This is a genomic window from Massilia frigida (assembly GCF_011682175.1).
GTDB classification, from domain to species: domain Bacteria; phylum Pseudomonadota; class Gammaproteobacteria; order Burkholderiales; family Burkholderiaceae_D; genus Telluria_A; species Telluria_A frigida.
This window is the reverse complement of record NZ_WHJG01000055.1, coordinates 24,128-40,776: the sequence shown is the minus strand read 5'-3', so window position 1 is coordinate 40,776 and position 16,649 is coordinate 24,128. Positions and strand designations below refer to the sequence as shown.

Below are 16,649 nucleotides of genomic sequence, written 5' to 3'. Positions count from 1 at the left end.
CCTGCATGCCGTCAAGGGTGCGCTACGCCGGCACGCGCGCAGCGCGCGCCGCCCTTGACCGCACTCCGGGACGGTAGAACCTCACAGCATAGCCGATGTCAAGTTTCACCGGAAACGTCATAGGGCCCTTTTATGTGGCAGCTTAGGCTACCGGGTCTGTGATAATTTGTATTGAATTTCTCCGCCATTCTTCTCAGTAACGCTTAGAGTCTGATCTAAAACACTCAAAGGATCCCCGTGAATTCGGGGCTTGCTCAGTTCAGTGGCAACGGAAGAATCATTGTCCTCAGAAATAAGCAAAATACCGTTCTTGATCTTCCATAAAAAAATCGGACCTGCGAGGGCTTCCTTGGTACCGATTGTCGCGCTAACATAGCCGTCGGCACTGAACTGCAAAACCTCGATTTTCACAGGATCAATCAGCTCCAATGTTTTTCCTGGGAGACTTATTTTGTGCCAATCGGTGGTTTGAAATCTGGTTTCGGCAGGGTTCTTTCGATCGATTCCTTCACCCGTAATGCGCGAAGGTGCAGAAGATCGGCCGTGGGACATCGGCTCGTGGCCGGCTTGTTCTTTGACTGGGAGTGGCGCGTGAATATCTTCTGAACGGGTACAGGCCGCCACAAAAAGTACTAAAAGTGAAAAAGCTACCTGCAAGCGCATTTGTACTCCATAAAAAACACCGTCCTTACATACTCATACACTTCAATAACACGCGCCGGTGGTGGAGCTTCTCGGCACCGCCCCCTTAGTCCGTCGAACTCATACCCATCAGCGTCTCCGTCAGCTCTTTTGGAGCGGGATTCATCTGCTCGTCACAGAATGTCATGGCTTCGCAAAAACGATGTATGGCTTCCTTGAGATTTTTCTGATCGCGAAGTTGCAACCTGCAGCACAGAACCAATTCCGCTACTTTGGAATCGCGCCAAGCTTGACCGAGTGTCAAAAAATCCCTGTCTTGAAATTTTGAAAATATATCCAGTGCTTCCACGAATTGCCGTTGGTCGTAGTAATGATGTCCAAGGTAGAGAAGGGCGTATTTGTGATCAGGATTTATTTGCAAGGCATTACGCAAATGATGAATCACGCCGTCACTCCGTATTTTCGTATCGGCGCAACGTTGATACCATGCGTAGCCCATGGCGTATTGCACTTCGAAAGATTGCACATCACCCTGCGCCGAAAGAAACGTGATCGCCGCCTCAAGAAGGCGGTCACGGACGTGAGGATCGGGAACACACTCGGCATCTTCAATCGCTTGAAATGGACGAAACATAAGCCTCTTCAGCCCCAGCCGTCAGGCCGCGCTATCGTTCAGCCGCGAATGGCGGATGCTGTACGCGAAATACGCCAGCACCGCCACGCTCATCCAGATCGCGAAGACGGTGAACGTGGTCTTGGACAAGTCTTTCATGATGTACAGGCAGGCACAGATACTCAGGCCCGGCACCACGTACGGGCCGAACGGCACGCGGAAGCCCTTGACCAGCGATTCGCCCATCTTCTTGCGCATCACCGGCACCGCCACCGACACCACGATGAACGCCGTCAAGGTGCCCATGCTGACCATGTCCCACAAATAAGTCGAATCGACAAATCCCGCCACCAGCCCCACCACCAGGCACACGATCAGGGTATTGCTGACCGGCGACTGGGTGCGCGGGCTGACTTTCTGGAACGTTGGCGGAATCAAGCCATCCTTGCTGATCGCGTACAAGATCCGGGTCTGCCCATAAATCGTTACCAGCGTCACGCTGAACACGGAAATGACGGCGCCGGCCGACAGGATCAGCGCCGGCCAGGTCTTGCCCGTCACGTTCTGCAGAATCACCGCCAGGCCCGCTTCCTGGCCTTCGAACATCTTGGCCGGCTGGGCGCCCAAAGCGGCGACCGCCACCAGCATATAGAACACGGTGACGATGCCGAGTGCCGCCAGAATGCCGATCGGCACGTTGCGGGTCGGGTTGCGCACTTCTTCGCCTGCCGTGGCCACTGTATCGAGGCCGATGAACGAGAAGAACACCGTGCCGGCGGCAGCCGTCACCCCGGCCATGCCGGCAAAGCCCTTGCTATTGTCGGTGTTGAAGAACGGCTTGAAGTTATTGATGTCGAAGCCGGAAAACGCGATCACCACGAAGAACACCAGGATCGCCAGCTTGACCAGCACCATGATGGCATTGGTGGTGGCCGATTCCTTGGTGCCGCGAATCAGCAGCACGCAGCACATAATCACCAGCAAAATCGGCGGCAGGTTAATGTGCCCCGCCCGGATTTCCATGCCGTGCTCCCCGGAGACGAACATCGGCGTTCGCAGCAGCTCCGGTATCTGCCAGCCGAAGGCGTTGGTGAGGAAGTTGTTCAGGTAGGCCGACCAGCCGATGGCGGTGGCGCTCGCCGCCAGCCCGTATTCGAGCAGCAGGCAGGCAGCCATGATGAAGGCGGCGAATTCGCCTACGGTGGCATACGCAAACGAGTAGGACGAGCCGGACGCCGGAATGCGGAACGACAGTTCGGCGTAGCACAATGCGGTCAGACCGGCGGTGAGCGCAGCCAGCAGGAACGACAGCACGACCGAGGGGCCGGCCTTGGGCACCGCCTCGACCATGGTGAAGAAAATGCCGGTGCCGATGGTGGCGCCCACGCCGATCATGGTCAGCGGGAACAATCCCATGGTGCGCGCCAGGCCCGTTCCTGCGTGCCCGGGTGGGGGGTTGGTCGTGCTACCGGCAGGTTTGATGCGGAACAGCTTCTGGCCCAGAGTTTGATTCACGGATTCGTCCCTTTTGTCGCGCTAGATGAATGGCAGCAGCGATTATAGGGGCTATTGCCATTTACTTATACACATCTTTTGCACGCGAAAAACGGGCTGGGTCAGACTGACAACGGCCCTTCCACGCCGGGGCGCGAACAGGCCGCCATATCACTTGCCGAGATCGACTTTGTCGCCGCGCTTGCCTCGGAAAAAGTTGACAATCGCCACGCCAGCGCCGCCGACGGCGATGATGATCAGCTTCTTGAAGGCGAGCAGAAAAACCAGCAGTTTGCCGAACAGGCCGAGCTTGGAGGCCACGCCACCGGCGACCAGGGCCGCCAGGCCATATTCGGCCATCTTGTCAGTGGCCGGGTTGTAGTCGGCGTAGCGGTTGCCCGGCGTGAAGTCGCTGAAGGCCGTAACTTTGCTCATTTCCTGGCGGATGCTGGCGATCTGGTCCATGCTGGCAACCGCGTTGAGCACCAGCACGCCCTGGCGGCCGAGCACGCGGATGTTGTAGTTCAGGCTATGTTCCGCCTCGCCCGCGATCGACAATTCCTTGGCCCAGAACATCTTGTGCGTGGTTTTTTCGTAGCTGGGCTTCTCGGCCCAGCCGACCAGCTGCATCGCCGCGTAGCCCTGGGTCTTGCGCTCCTTGTTTTCCTCCAGAACCGCTTCCTGCATGTCCTTGAGCAGCTCGTCGTACTTGATGGTATCGGCTTCATTGTCCGCGACGTGGCCGTCGCCTTCATAGGTGATGATCACGCCCCAGCCATCCTTGCCCATCACGCCGCTGGCCGGCACGATCATGCCCAGGCTTTTGTGGCCGGGTGGATTGCCCCAGGCCTGCACCAGCACGCGCTCGGCGTCGGCCGGCGTGAGGTAACGGAAGCTGTCGGGCAGGTTCAGGGTGGCCAGTCCGCCGGGCAGGTCGATCTTGCCGCTTTGCGGCTTGAGCGAGGCGACGAATTGCTCGACGCTGACGGCCTTGTCGTCACCCGGCGCCTGGGCGTGGGCGCCGGTCATGCAGCCGAGCGCCAGCAGGAACAGGGCTAGGGAAAGGTGTTTGAACATGGCATTCTCATCTGTACATATAGGTCGGACATTTTACGGCTGAATCATTGCGTATAGAATAATTATTTCGCTGGCACAATATTTTGTCGAATTTTAAACATGCATTTCCAATGCACCTTTGCTAGAATGCATGTGTTCATCCCGGGAGTTCCCATGCGCCTCACCCGTTTTACCGATATCGGCTTGCGCGTCCTGATTTACCTGGCGCGTGCGGGGGAGCGGCGCGTGCCGGTGACGGTGGCCGAAGTCGCCGCCCAGTTCGAGTTGCCGGTCAACCATCTGGTCAAGGTGGTGGGCCATTTGGCCCGCGCCGGCTGGGTCAGCGCCATTCGCGGACGCAACGGCGGCCTGCGCCTGGCCGCCGATAGCGCCACCCTGTCGATCGGCACGGTATTGCGGGCGCTGGAAGGCGATAGCGAACTGGTCGACTGCGAAGGCAGCGGTTGCCGCCTGAGCGGTGACTGCCAGCTGCGCGCCGCCCTCAAGACCGGCATGGATGCGTTTTATGGCGCCATGGACAAGGTCACCCTGGCCCATATCACCCACGGCAACACGGGTGAGAAAATCGTGCTCATGCACAGGATGTTCCTCGACCAGGGCAAGGACATCGCTGCCTGACACCGCTGCTTGGCACGGACGCGTCGATACGCGTCTTTTTTACGACATTAAAGTTGCATCTCATATGCAACATATTGAAAGGTTACCATGATTTCTGCCGCATCCCGTCCCTACATCGACGCCAGCGTTCCCGTGCTGCGCCAGCATGGCGTGGCGATCACCACCACGTTTTACCGCACCATGTTCGCCGCGCATCCCGAGTTGACCAACCTGTTCAATATGGGCAACCAGGCCACCGGCGCCCAGCAGCAGTCGCTCGCTTCGGCCGTGTTCGCCTACGCCGCCAACATCGGCGACCCGGGCGCACTGGCGCCGGTGATCGAGCGCATCGTCCACAAGCATGTGTCGATCGGCATTCGCGCCGAACATTATCCGGTCGTGGGGCGCCACCTGCTCGGCGCCATCGCCAGCACCCTGGGCGAGGCCGCCACGCCGCCGCTGCTGGCGGCCTGGGACGAGGCTTATCATGCGCTGGCCACCTTGTTCATCGAGGCCGAGCGCGCCATGTACGCCAAGGCCGGCATTGCCCCGGGCCAGCGCCGCGCCATGCGCGTGACCGAGGTGACGCAGGAAAGCGCGGACGTGGTGTCGATCCGCATGACGCCGAACGATGGCGCGCCGTCGCCAGCCGGCAAGCCCGGGCAGTACCTGAGCGTGGAGGTCGACTTTGCCGACGGACATCGCCAGATTCGCCAGTACAGCCTGTCGGACACGACCCAGCCGGACAGCCTGCGGGTCTCGGTCAAGCGCTCGCCGGCCGGGGCCGGCACGCCAGCAGGGGAAGTGTCGAACTGGATTCACGACCAAGTGCGCGTCGGCAGCGTGTTGCAGGTGTCGCCGCCGTTCGGCGATTTTGCCCCGGATACCGAATCGGACGAGCCGGTGGTGCTGCTGTCGGCCGGGATCGGCATCACGCCGATGATCGCCGCGCTCAAACGCATTGCCCAGGTCAATCCGCAGCGCCGCGTGATTTTTGCGCATGCCGCCCGCAATGCCGCGCATCACGCTCACCGGCTCGACGTGGCCGCTGCGCAAAAGCTCATGCCGCACTTGCAGCTGGTCACCTTCTACGAGGAAGTAAGCGCTCACGACAGCGGCGTGCTGGCGGGATGGATGGATGTGGCGCGGCTGCCGGCCTGGCCGCGTAGCGAAGCCAATGTCTATATGTGCGGTCCGCTGCCCTTCATGCAGGCGCAATGGCTGGCGCTGGTCGGCGCCGGGGTGCCGGTGACCCGCCTGCACCGTGAAGTGTTCGGGCCCGACATGCTCGACCATCTGTTGTAGGCCGGCACACGGGGGCGGCCGGCAAGAATCACTGTCTTTTTTGCGATATGAGATAGCGCGCAGCCAGCGCTGCGCGGCCGGCCCGGTCTTGCCCGACCCTGCGTGGCAAGCCGGCACGAGCGCGAGGCAGTTACAAAAATCTACTGTTCCTTGTGCAATATGGGAATTATGATAACACCATCCGCAGCAAAGTTGCCTGCTTGCACACACCCCCTTACGAAAGAAATGAATGAAACGACAATATCGCCTGGCAAACGCCGCCCTTCTCGGCCTTTCCCTGGCGCTGGCGAACCACAGCGCCCTGGCCGCGCCCGGCATTCACGTCGGCGCCTCGGTCAGCCAGTCCACACTGCACGTTATCGACCTCACGCCCGGCGATGGCGCGGCGGCCGGCTACACCATCTCCAGCGCCAGCTCCAGTGTGATGTCGGGCATCGATGCTCCCGCAGCGCCATGGACGCAGAGAAACGATGCGCAAAGCCGCCTGGAACCCATCGCGGTAACGACCAGTTACGCCGGCTCTACCGCTGTGAGCAGCGCGGACAAATTCGGCGAGACCCGTACCGACGTCCGCCTGGATGACAGCGTCGGCACGCGCGGTTACGCGAATGGGGATGTCCGGCAAATCATGAGCCTGACGGTCGCCCCGCGCACGCAACTGATCTACACGGGCTACGGCGAGGTATCGATGAGCGATGCCGCACAGTACGGCGGCGCTGCCTTTTTTGGCAACGCTGTCGCCACGGTGACCTTCGGCGACCAGGTCTGGGCAAACGGCATGATGCAAGACGCGATGGGCCACACCGACAGTGGCGTGCGCGGCGAAGGCTTCTACCTGTCGTTCTACAACAATACCGACACGGAGAAATATACCTCCGTGACCTTGAATATACTGACGCGCGCCACCTTCATCGCGGCGGCCCCCGTGCCGGAGCCGGCCACCTATGCCATGTTCGGCCTGGGCACCCTGATGGTGGGAGCGATGGCGCGCCGCCAGCGCCGCCGGCAACGCGCGGCGTAATCCATCCTCAACGGGCAGGTGCACGGCATGTCGACCCACACCTCACCTCGATGGGGCCGGCGCGCGCATGCGGCCCTCGGTGCGCTTGTCGCCGCCCTGCCCGCGCTTGCCGGCGCGGCGCCGCGCTTCGAGGATTATCCGGTGGCCGCCATCTATCAAGGCGCTGGCGCCAGACCGGTGCTGGCGGACCCGCACAGCCGCAACTACGCGACCCGCCTGCGTAGCGCCGCCACGCAAAAGCCGGACTTTGCCGGCCGCTATGTGCTGGCCACCTGGGGCTGCGGCGCATCGTGCACGATGTCGGCCGCCATCGATGCCAAGACGGGGGCGGTCACCTGGCTGCCCTTCACCGTGTGCTGCTGGGATGCGGACGTCGAAGACCATCTGGAATACAAACTCGACAGCCGGCTGCTCATCGTGCACGGGGCCCGTAACGAACAAGGCGGCGGAACCCACTACTACCAGTTCAACGGTAGACGGTTTGCAGAGATCCGCACGCCGCCACGCCGCCCCCCTCAGCCATCCGAAGCACACCGGTGACACGCCTTCACCGCATGCGCAAGGATACGTACCGCCCTGCCCAGGCTGACGCTGCGCGGGCAGCAGGCTTGCAAAAAATAGCTATCAATTTTGCAATGTAGAATTTATGATAAGCCGCTTCGCGCAAAACCTTGCCGCGTGACAGCCCTTATCCCTACAAGAAAGAAATTGATGACAAAGACATACCGCCTGGCCAGTATAACCGGCGCCCTGCTCGGTTTTTCCCTGGCGCTGGCTGGCCACGCCGCGCAAGCTGCGCCCGGCATCAGCGTCGAGGCCTCGATCAGCAAACCTGCATTCACCGTGATCGACCTGACGCCCAATGACGACTACAGCGCAGCTTATACGCTGATGCCGATCTTCTCCAGGGCGCGCTCCGACATCATTACCCCTGCCATATCCGTGGGGAAAGAATTGTACGCGAAACACGGCGAATTCGAGCCGATAACCGCCACCGTAACCCACGCCACATCGACCGCGGCCAGCAGCGCGGCGCAGGCGGGCGAACTAGGCTCACGGATTGAAGTGCTGGACGCCGGCACGAGCGCTTACGGCTACGTTCTGCAAACGATGGACGTGCGGATCACTGCGCACACGCAGCTTGTTTTTACGGGATACAGCACGCTGTCGATCAGTGACGCCAGACAGTATGGCGCCGGAACCTTTACAGGCCAAGCGTCCACGTTTCTGTCCTTCTCCGGCCGCGAACCCGCCATTGCGGGGTTCGGCATGATGCAAGGCTTCGGGACGTCCGGCGATAGCGGCGTTCGTACCCAACCGTTTTCATTAACCGTCTACAATAATAGCGATCAAGACATGTCGACGCACTTGCTCATGACCGTGCTCACCACCGCAGCCTACCAAGCGCCGTCCCCGGTGCCGGAACCGGCTGCCTACGCCATGTTCGGCCTGGGCGCGCTGATGGTCGGCGCCATGGCACGCCGCCAGCGCCGCCGCGCGCAGGCCTGACGGGCGAGCGCTGACGGGTCCCGCCAGCCAGCCTAGCGCTGGCCCAGCGTGGTCGGGCCGAACAAGTCCTTGTGCTCGCGCGGCTGCGAGCGCCAGTACTGCGGCGGCGCGTCCACCTGCGCGCCCAGCTGCGCCGCCGCATGCCATGGCCAGCGCGGATCGAACAGCATCGCGCGCGCCAGCGCCACCACGTCGGCGTCGCCGCGCGCGACGATGTCTTCGGCCTGCTGGGCCTCGGTGATCATGCCCACGCCGATGGTCGGCACGCCGGTCTCCTCGCGGATGCGCGCCGCAAAACCGATCTGATACGACGGCCCCACCGGAATTTTCTGCAGCGGCGAAATGCCTCCGCTCGACACGTGAATGAAGTCGGCGCCGGCCGCGCTGAGCTCCTGCGAAAAACGCACGCTCTGTTCCAGGTCCCAGCCGCCGTCGACCCAGTCGGTGGCCGAGATGCGCACGCCCACCGCCATCGTCGCCGGCACCGCCGCGCGCACCGCCGCGAACACTTCCAGCGGAAAGCGCATCCGGTTTTCCAGCGCCCCGCCGTACTGGTCATCACGCTGGTTCGACAGCGGCGACAAAAACTGATGCAGCAGATAGCCGTGCGCCCCATGCAGTTCGATCGCGTCCAGGCCCAGTGCATGACTGCGCTGCGCCGCCGCGACAAACGCGTCGCGCACGCGCGCCAGGCCGTCGTCGTCGAGTGAGAGCGGCACCGTCTCGCCGTCCGCGTGCGGCAGCGGCGACGGCGCCACCGTCTGCCAGCCACCATCGCCGATGGCGATATTCGCGCCGCCTTCCCATGGCACCATGGAGGATGCCTTGCGCCCCGCATGCGCGAGCTGGATCGCCAGGCGGATCGGCGCGTAGCGGCGCATGGCGGCCACGATGGGCGCCAGCGCGGCGGCATGGTCGTCCGACCAGATGCCAAGATCTTTGGGAGAAATGCGTCCTTCGGGCGACACGGCGGTCGCCTCCAGGAACAGCAGGGCCGCCCCGGACAATGCCAGGTGGCCCAGATGGATCATGTGCCAGTCGCTGGCCATGCCTTCGTCGGCGGAATACTGGCACATCGGCGCGATCGCGATGCGGTTGGCCAGCGTGAGCGGACCCATACTGAAAGGTGTGAACAAGGTACTCATGGACTGCCCTGTGAATCATCCGAAAAACGATACGGGGCAAGCCAGGCCGGCTAACGCGTCCGCACCACCATTAATCCGGCGCGCAGACCGACGCGCACATCCGGGTTCGGGAATACTACCAGCTCCTCCGGATGTTTGACGGCGTACACGATGTCGCCATCGGTGGCGATCACCTGCCCCTGCCCGAGCGCGGTGAAGTTCTGCGTGCCGCGGTCGAACGCCATCGTGAAAGCGTCGCTATGCTTGATGATCTCTTGCGCCACATCGAACACGTGCGGTTCGACTTTCGGCCCGGCCGGCTTGGCGCCGCGCAGCAGGTCGTCGAGCGCGGTGCCGACGTCGGCGAACAGGCTCAGATCGTTCTGCCCCAGGGTACCGACCCGGCCCAGTTCCACGGTGCTTGCCGCCGCGCCGTGAAATTCGGCCGAGTAGTAGCTGTACGTTCCGGCCGACTGCGGATTCATGACAATGGCGCCGATGGCGGCCTGGCCCAGCCAGGCGATCAGCGCACACTTGCCCTCTTCCGCGATCAGGTCCGGCACGATCGCGAACGTCGGGTACACCGACGGCCGGATCGCCGTATGCAGGTCAAGGTGCCAGCGATCCGGCCCGGCACCGTCGAAGAACGCCACCGTGGCGGCGATCATGGTGTCTGCGCGGGCCGCTTCCGCCGCGCTGGCGAGCGAGCCGCGAACAGGACGGAACATCCGGTTCAGGTCCGCATCGATGAAGCGCTTGCCGGCGGCGATGGCGTCGATATTGCCGACGCAGACCATCAAGTCCACCGCCAGCGCGTCCGGTCCCTGCGACAGCGCATCGAGCACATACGCCAGCACTTCGATCGGACCGGTTTCATCGCCATGCACGCCGACCGACACGATCACGCTGGCGCAGGCGGGTGCCTTGCCGGACTTGATCGTCACGATGCCGGGCGCCGGCTGCAGCACGCTGAAACCGGCATCAAGGAAGCGCTTGGCCAGCACGCCGAAATCGGCGCCGGCCAGCGCCCGCACGGAGGCAGGAAGCGCTTGCGCGCCCCCTTCCGTTGCCGTTGGTGGAACGTAAGCGGTCATTTACGCCGCCACCGGCGCCGCATTGGTCGCCTCGGACAAGGCCCACACATCCAGCATCGCCTGTTCCAGGTCGGCCGCCGGTGCGTAGCCCGACAAGCCCATGGTGTTGGTCACCACTTCAACCGCTTCCAGGGTGTCGCTGCCATCGCTGGAACGGGCCAGCACTTGCTGCAACAGGCGTTGCTGGGTGCGGCGCAGTGCCTGCATCGCGTAGTTGCGCAACTGCTCCTGCGATTTGCTGTGCGGTGACAGCTTCAGGCCGCGTTCCAGCGTATCGATACCGGCCTGGCCGCGCAGCGCCATCCCCACTTGCAGGAATTGCGCGAGGCTCATGCCCGCCGGACGGTTGACCGACACCGCCGCGAACAGGAAGGTGGCCACCGCTTCGATCGCGTCGACCGCTTTCCAGGCATGCGTGAACGATGCAGGCAGGGACACGAAAGCATCGGCATCGGCAGTTGCCGGCATCAGCTGCTTGAGCATTTCCGGCTGGGCGAACAGGCGTGACAATTCTTCCATGCCGCCCGTGGCGCTTGGTGCCGACAGCACGCCTTCGACGATCGCCTTGAACAGCACGCGGGTGCGCGCATCGACCTTGACCGAGACGGCGCGCGGCACGCTCAAGGCATCCGCATCCAGGGCGGCGAAGATCGGCGCCAGGTGCAGCGCGGACCACGACTGGCCCCAGGCCTTGACCACGTCGGTCTCGTCGACCTGGTGGGCGCTAGCGAGGTCGCGGATCATCAGCGGACCGCAGCGGTTGACCGATTCATTGGCCAGCACGGTCGCCAAGATCGCATTGGCCAGCGGGTGCGCCAGCGCATTACGGGTGGCGACCAGCTGCGCCGGGAAGTAAGGCTTGAGCACCGACTCGGCCCAGCTCAGTTCCGTCAGCGGCAGCGCGGCCAGCAGGCGCTTGAAGCGGTTCTTGACGTTGGCAATCACCACCGCAAGTTCCGGTGCGGTCAGGCCAGCGCCCAGCGTCTTGCGGCGCTGCAGTTCGGCGTCGGTCGGCAGCTGTTCCAGTTCGCGCGAAAGCGCACCTTCCGCTTCCAGGCTGGTGATCAGCGCGGCGTAACCGTCGACCACCGCGGGGTCCACTTGGGCCTGCACTTCGCGCACCAGCAGGTGGGTTTGCAGGGTGTTGTCGCGCAGGACCAGGTCTTCGATGTCCAGGGTCATCTCGTTCAGGATGCGGTTGCGGTCCGCTGCCAAGAGTTCACCGGCATTGACTTCCGTGTCGAGCCAGATCTTGACGTTCACTTCATGGTCCGAGCAATCCACGCCGGCCGAGTTGTCGATCGCATCGGTGAAGATGCGGCCACCGGCCAGGGCGAATTCGATACGGCCGTTCTGGGTCGCGCCCAGGTTACCGCCTTCGGACACCACCTTGCAGCGCAGCTGGTTGCCGTCGACGCGGATATTGTCGTTGGCGCGGTCCTTGACCTGTGCGTGGGTTTCGGTCGATGCCTTGATGTAGGTACCGATGCCGCCGTTGTAGAACAGGTCCACTGGCGCGAGCAGGATGCGGTGCATCAGTTCTTCAGGCGGCAGCACGGTTTCGGTGATGTCGAGCGCGGCGCGCACTTGGGGCGACAGCTCGATCGAACGGGCGCTGCGCGGGAACACGCCGCCGCCCGCCGAAATCAGGTCCTTGTTGTAGTCTTCCCACGACGAGCGTGGCAGCGCGAACATGCGCTCGCGCTCGGCGAACGAGGTAACGACGTCCGGAGTCGGGTCGAGGAAAATATGGCGGTGGTCGAACGCGGCCAGCACTTTCAGTTGGCGCGACAGCAGCACGCCGTTGCCGAACACGTCGCCCGACATGTCGCCCACGCCGACCATGGTGATCGGGGTGGTGTTCATGTCGTGGTCCATTTCGTAGAAGTGGCGCTTGACCGCTTCGAACGCGCCCTTGGCGGTGATGCCCATTTTCTTGTGGTCGTAACCATTCGAGCCGCCCGACGCAAACGCGTCACCCAGCCAGAAGCCGCGCTTGACCGCGATGCTGTTGGCGATGTCCGAAAAAGTCGCGGTGCCCTTGTCGGCGGCGACCACCAGGTACGGATCGTCCTGGTCGTAGCGTACCGTGTCCGCTGGCGGCACGATGGCGCCGCGCACGCGGTTGTCGGTCACTTCCAGCAGGCTGGAAATGAACAGGCGGTAGACTGCTTCGCCTTCAGCGGCGATGGTTTCGCGCACGGCATCCTTCGGCATCTGCTTGCAGACAAAACCGCCCTTGGAACCGGCCGGCACGATGACCGCGTTTTTCACCATCTGCGCCTTGACCAGGCCCAGCACTTCGGTGCGGTAGTCTTCCATGCGGTCCGACCAGCGCAGACCGCCACGGGCGACCGGGCCGCCGCGCAGGTGCACGCCTTCGAAGCGGCGCGAGAACACGTAGATCTCGCGGTACGGACGCGGTTCCGGCACCAGCGCCAGGTTGCTGGTGTCGAACTTGAAGATGATCTTGTCACCTTGCTGGTCGTTCTGGAAGTAGTTGGTACGCACGGTGGCCAGGATCAGGTCGACCAGGGCGGCGACGATTTCCTCGGTGTCGGCATGGTTGACGGTGGCAAGGCTGGTCTTGATGGCGGCGATGCGCTCGGCCGCGGCCAGGCGCTGCTCTTCCGGCACGGATGGATCGAAACGCTGGCGGAAGCCTTCGACCAGTTCCTTGACCAGCACCGGCTGGCGGCGCAGGGTGTCGGCCATGTAGCGCACCGAGAATTTGCTGCCGGTCTGGCGCCAGTAGCTGATGTAGGCGCGGATCAGCTGCACTTCGCGCATGCGCAAGCCGCCTTCGATCACCAGCCCGTTCATGCGGCCATCTTCGGCTTCGTTGTTGAACAGCGAGGCAAACAATTCCTGCGCCACGGTCACCACGTTCGGCTTGGCCAGCTTGGCCGCGCTTTCGGCGTCGACCGCCAGGCTGGTAACAAAATGGCGGCTGCCATCGGCAACGGCAATCGCGTACGTCTGTTCGCGGTCGATGGCAACACCGGCATTATGCAGCGCCGGCAGAATGCGCGACAGCGACGGCACGCCGTCCACCGAGTACAGGCGGATGGTGGCGCTGCCGGCGTCGTCGGACTCCACGCGCACCGACACGCGGCCGGCGTGGCCGTTGTGCAGGATGGCATTGAGGTCGCGGAAGGCGACCGCCGGCGCGGTGGCGCTGACATAGTTGACCGGCAGGGTCGAGCAGAGCTTGCGCAGGGTGCTGCGGGTCGGTACATCGAACACGTTATCGGTCAGGGCGGCGAACTTGTCGTGCCAGCCGTCGAGCACCGACAGGAGCGGCTGCTGGATATCGGTTTCGAGGTCGAGCGGGTTGCGCGCGGCGTGGGCGATCAGGTACACGCGGGCCAGCGGGCCGTCGGCCACCAGGGTTTGCGAACGGACCTCGGTCGCGCCCGAGCTTTCTTTCAGCGCGTGGGCCAGGCTGGCGGCGACGCTGGCGCTGTAACGCTCGCGCGGCATGTAGACCAGCACATTGAGGTGGCGCGCGTAGACGTCGCGGCGCGCAAAGACCTTGGCGCGCGGCTGCTTGTACAGCGACACGACCGAGCTGCATACCTGCGACAGCCATTCCGGATCGGCTTCCAGCGCTTCGGTGCGCGGCAGCGATTCGAGGATTTCGAGGAATTTCTCGGCGCGGAAGCCTTCCTGGCGCACGCCGGCCAGGCTCAGGACCTTGGCCACGCGGCCGCGCGCGAACGGCAGGCGCGCCAGCGGGGTGGCGGTGGCGGCACGGGTGAACAGGCCGACGAAGCAATGCTCGCCACGGATATTGCCCTGCGCGTCGGTGTCGCGCACGCCGATGAAGTCGAGCGGCTGGTCGCGGTGCAGCGTGCCTTCGACGTCGGCCTTGACGATCGACAGCGCATCGAGGCGCTTGGAGAGGGTATCGAAGTCGCCCGGAATATTGGCCAGGCAGGTGCCATAGACCGGGTGCGAGGTGTCCTGCAGCACGCCGATGCGGCTCGGGATATCGCGTTCGAGTTCGCGCTCGCCGGCCTTGACGACGTAGTAGGCGTAGCCGAACGGCTCGAAGCCTTCGTTCTTGGCCCATTCGAGGAAGGCAGCGGCTTCCTGGCCTTCGGTGCCGTTGGCGGCAGCAGCAGCGGCCACCGCGGTCAGGCGGTCGCCCATCGCGACGGAATCACGGCGCACCACGGCGGCGTCGCGCGCCACCATGTGCAGCTTGGCGACCAGCGCGGCCAGCTCGTCGGCGCCCAGGTCTTCGGCCAGCAGGCACAGGACCACGGATTCGAGCGGTGCGCCGGCTTCGCCGACGGCGACGGCGGTGCCGCTGGCGTCACGGCGCACGGCCAGCACGGAATTCATCACGCCGTTGACGGCCACGCGCTGCTTGCGCATCGCCATGACGATCGAATCGACCAGGTAAGGCATGTCGTCGTTGAGGACCAGCAGGGCCGTCGCTTGCGCGCCGCGGCCGTCGGAGTAGCGCAGCTGCGCAATCTGGCAACCGGCGGCGGTGCGCCGGGCTGCTTGCGTAAAGCCGTCGCGCAGGACCGGCGCCAGATTGCCCGGCGACGTGCCCGCGAGGTCTTCGTCGTCGAGCGAACCGAGCCAGGCGCTGATCAGGGCCGGCACCTGGCCGCTATCGGCAGGCTGGCTCGCATTGATCAGGTCGAGCGTCTGTTTACGCAAATCTTGTGGCATCTGTTTCATCGTTGCTTCTCCGTTGCTTGGTTTGTATTTCCATCGGTCCGGCGCCAGCTTATGGCGGCGCGTTCGCGATTTGCAGGCAGGCGGGTTTACCCGCCCAAATATGGGGCACCGTCCGGCTGGCGGTATTCTACGTCAGGTCGTACAGGCCGGGCAGTCCCAGGATGCGGCTCAATTCCTCCAGTGCGGCGCTGCATTCAAGCGCCAGCTGGGGGTCGGCCAGGTCTTTCGGTTCGAGGTGGTCGCGGTAGTATTTACCTACCCACGCCACCAGCGTTTCGTACAGCGCCTCGGTCATGATCACGCCCTGGTGCATGGCCGCGCTTTCCGCCCCGGTGAGCGCCACGCGCAGGCGCAGGCAGGCAGGCCCGCCGCCGTTGCGCATGCTCTGGCGCAGGTCGAAGTGAATCAGTTCGTCGACCGGGCCGCCGCTGGCGACCAGTTCTTCGAGGTAGCGCGCCACCGCGCGGTTTTCCTGGCATTCCTGGGGAATGACCAGCGCCATGGTGCCGTCAGGCTTGGTGAGCAGCTGGCTGTTGAACAGATAGCTGGCCACCGCATCGCCCACCGGCACCACCTGGCTGGCCACGCGGATCGCCGTCAGTTCGGTTTCGACACCGGCCAGCGCATTCCTCAGCGCGTTCAATACCGCGCCTTCGTCATGGAAGGCTTGCTCGTGATAGAACAGCACATTGCCGTTACCGACCGCGATGACGTCGTTGTGGAACACGCCCTGGTCGATCACGTCCGGATTCTGCGAGGCGAACACGGTGCGCGCCGAGTCCAGCCCGTGCAGGCGCGCGATGGCTTGCGACGCTTCCAGGGTCTGGCGCGCCGGGTACTTTTTAGGCGCCGGCGCGGACGGATCGAACTCCACCCGGCCGTAGGTGAAAAATTCAACGCCCTTGCCGCCGTGGGTGGCGCAAAAACGCGTGTGGTTCGCCGCGCCTTCGTCGCCAAAGGCCGACGTTGGCGGCAGCGCTTGGTGCACCGCGAAATGGCGCTCGTCGGCAAACAGCGCGCGCAGGGTGCGAGTCGATTGCAGGTGCTCTTCCGAGCGGTGCAGCTTGTTATTCAGGTTGGCGGCCGTGAAGTGCGCGCGGCCATCGAAGGTATCGGCCGACGGGCTGACCGTGGCCGCGTTGGCGGTCCACATGGGCGAGGCCGAATAGGCGCACGCCAGGATGACGGGCGACTCGCGGTAGGCACGCGCCAGCACCTCGGCGTCGGTCCCGGTAAAACCGATGCGGCGCAGCAGGCGGAAGTTGGGCCGCGCCTGCGGCGGCATGACCGCCTGCGCGAAACCGCGCGCGGCCAGTTCGCGCATCTTGGCCAGGCCTTGCAGGGCCGCCTCGCGCGGGTTCGACGCGCTCTTCACATTGCTGAAGGAAGCGACGTTGCCGAACGAAAGGCCGGCGTAGTTATGGCTCGGCCCGACCAGGCCGTCGAAGTTGAATTCGCGTGCGCTCTGCATGGTG

13 protein-coding genes are annotated in these 16,649 nt (G+C 63.7%); 5 read left to right on the top strand and 8 right to left on the bottom strand.

Going from position 1 to position 16,649, the window contains the following annotated elements:
* Window positions 1-147: 147 nt before the first annotated feature.
* The 4 genes from F2P44_RS31020 to F2P44_RS31005 form a co-directional block, all read right to left on the bottom strand.
* Complete coding sequence (locus F2P44_RS31020) at window positions 148-663, bottom strand: hypothetical protein (protein ID WP_167093371.1); 516 nt, start codon at window positions 661-663, stop codon at window positions 148-150.
* Window positions 664-748: 85 nt separating this feature from the next.
* Window positions 749-1,276, bottom strand: a complete 528-nt coding sequence (locus tag F2P44_RS31015; RefSeq protein WP_167093369.1) for a hypothetical protein — start codon at window positions 1,274-1,276, stop codon at window positions 749-751.
* A gap of 21 nt (window positions 1,277-1,297) precedes the next feature.
* Window positions 1,298-2,770 (bottom strand): APC family permease, encoded by a 1,473-nt coding sequence (locus F2P44_RS31010; protein ID WP_167093367.1) that lies wholly within the window; start codon window positions 2,768-2,770, stop codon window positions 1,298-1,300.
* 150 nt (window positions 2,771-2,920) lie between these two features.
* Entirely contained in the window at window positions 2,921-3,826 is a 906-nt protein-coding gene (locus tag F2P44_RS31005) for a DUF2167 domain-containing protein (RefSeq protein ID WP_167093365.1), read from the bottom strand.
* A gap of 153 nt (window positions 3,827-3,979) precedes the next feature.
* Between F2P44_RS31005 and F2P44_RS31000 the strand changes: the two genes are divergently transcribed.
* The 5 genes from F2P44_RS31000 to F2P44_RS30980 all read left to right on the top strand — a co-directional run bounded on the left by F2P44_RS31000 (window position 3,980) and on the right by F2P44_RS30980 (window position 8,258).
* Window positions 3,980-4,444 (top strand): RrF2 family transcriptional regulator, encoded by a 465-nt coding sequence (locus F2P44_RS31000; protein WP_167093363.1) that lies wholly within the window; start codon window positions 3,980-3,982, stop codon window positions 4,442-4,444.
* Window positions 4,445-4,531: 87 nt separating this feature from the next.
* On the top strand, window positions 4,532-5,728 hold the full coding sequence (locus F2P44_RS30995) for a globin domain-containing protein (protein WP_167093361.1): 1,197 nt from the start codon (window positions 4,532-4,534) through the stop codon (window positions 5,726-5,728).
* A 229-nt stretch (window positions 5,729-5,957) separates the two neighbouring features.
* The gene (locus F2P44_RS30990) at window positions 5,958-6,749 is read left to right on the top strand and encodes a PEP-CTERM sorting domain-containing protein (RefSeq protein WP_229423853.1); all 792 of its coding nucleotides are present in this window, start codon (window positions 5,958-5,960) and stop codon (window positions 6,747-6,749) included.
* A gap of 27 nt (window positions 6,750-6,776) precedes the next feature.
* A complete protein-coding gene (locus F2P44_RS30985) occupies window positions 6,777-7,289 on the top strand; it encodes a hypothetical protein (protein ID WP_167093359.1) in 513 nt (170 codons plus the stop codon).
* 171 nt (window positions 7,290-7,460) lie between these two features.
* Window positions 7,461-8,258 carry a PEP-CTERM sorting domain-containing protein gene (locus F2P44_RS30980; protein ID WP_167093357.1) on the top strand — a complete coding sequence of 266 codons (798 nt, stop codon included), beginning with the start codon at window positions 7,461-7,463 and terminating at the stop codon, window positions 8,256-8,258.
* A gap of 32 nt (window positions 8,259-8,290) precedes the next feature.
* Here F2P44_RS30980 and F2P44_RS30975 read toward each other — a convergent pair whose 3' ends face one another.
* The 4 genes from F2P44_RS30975 to astB form a co-directional block, all read right to left on the bottom strand.
* Window positions 8,291-9,403, bottom strand: coding sequence for an NADH:flavin oxidoreductase/NADH oxidase (locus F2P44_RS30975; RefSeq protein ID WP_167093355.1), 1,113 nt, complete (start codon window positions 9,401-9,403; stop codon window positions 8,291-8,293).
* A 50-nt stretch (window positions 9,404-9,453) separates the two neighbouring features.
* Window positions 9,454-10,476 carry a succinylglutamate desuccinylase gene (locus F2P44_RS30970; protein WP_167093353.1) on the bottom strand — a complete coding sequence of 341 codons (1,023 nt, stop codon included), beginning with the start codon at window positions 10,474-10,476 and terminating at the stop codon, window positions 9,454-9,456.
* Window positions 10,477-15,174 carry an NAD-glutamate dehydrogenase domain-containing protein gene (locus tag F2P44_RS30965; RefSeq protein ID WP_167093351.1) on the bottom strand — a complete coding sequence of 1,566 codons (4,698 nt, stop codon included), beginning with the start codon at window positions 15,172-15,174 and terminating at the stop codon, window positions 10,477-10,479. It abuts the gene before it with no gap.
* A 127-nt stretch (window positions 15,175-15,301) separates the two neighbouring features.
* Window positions 15,302-16,645, bottom strand: coding sequence for an N-succinylarginine dihydrolase (gene astB, locus F2P44_RS30960; RefSeq protein WP_167093349.1), 1,344 nt, complete (start codon window positions 16,643-16,645; stop codon window positions 15,302-15,304).
* Window positions 16,646-16,649: the final 4 nt, after the last annotated feature.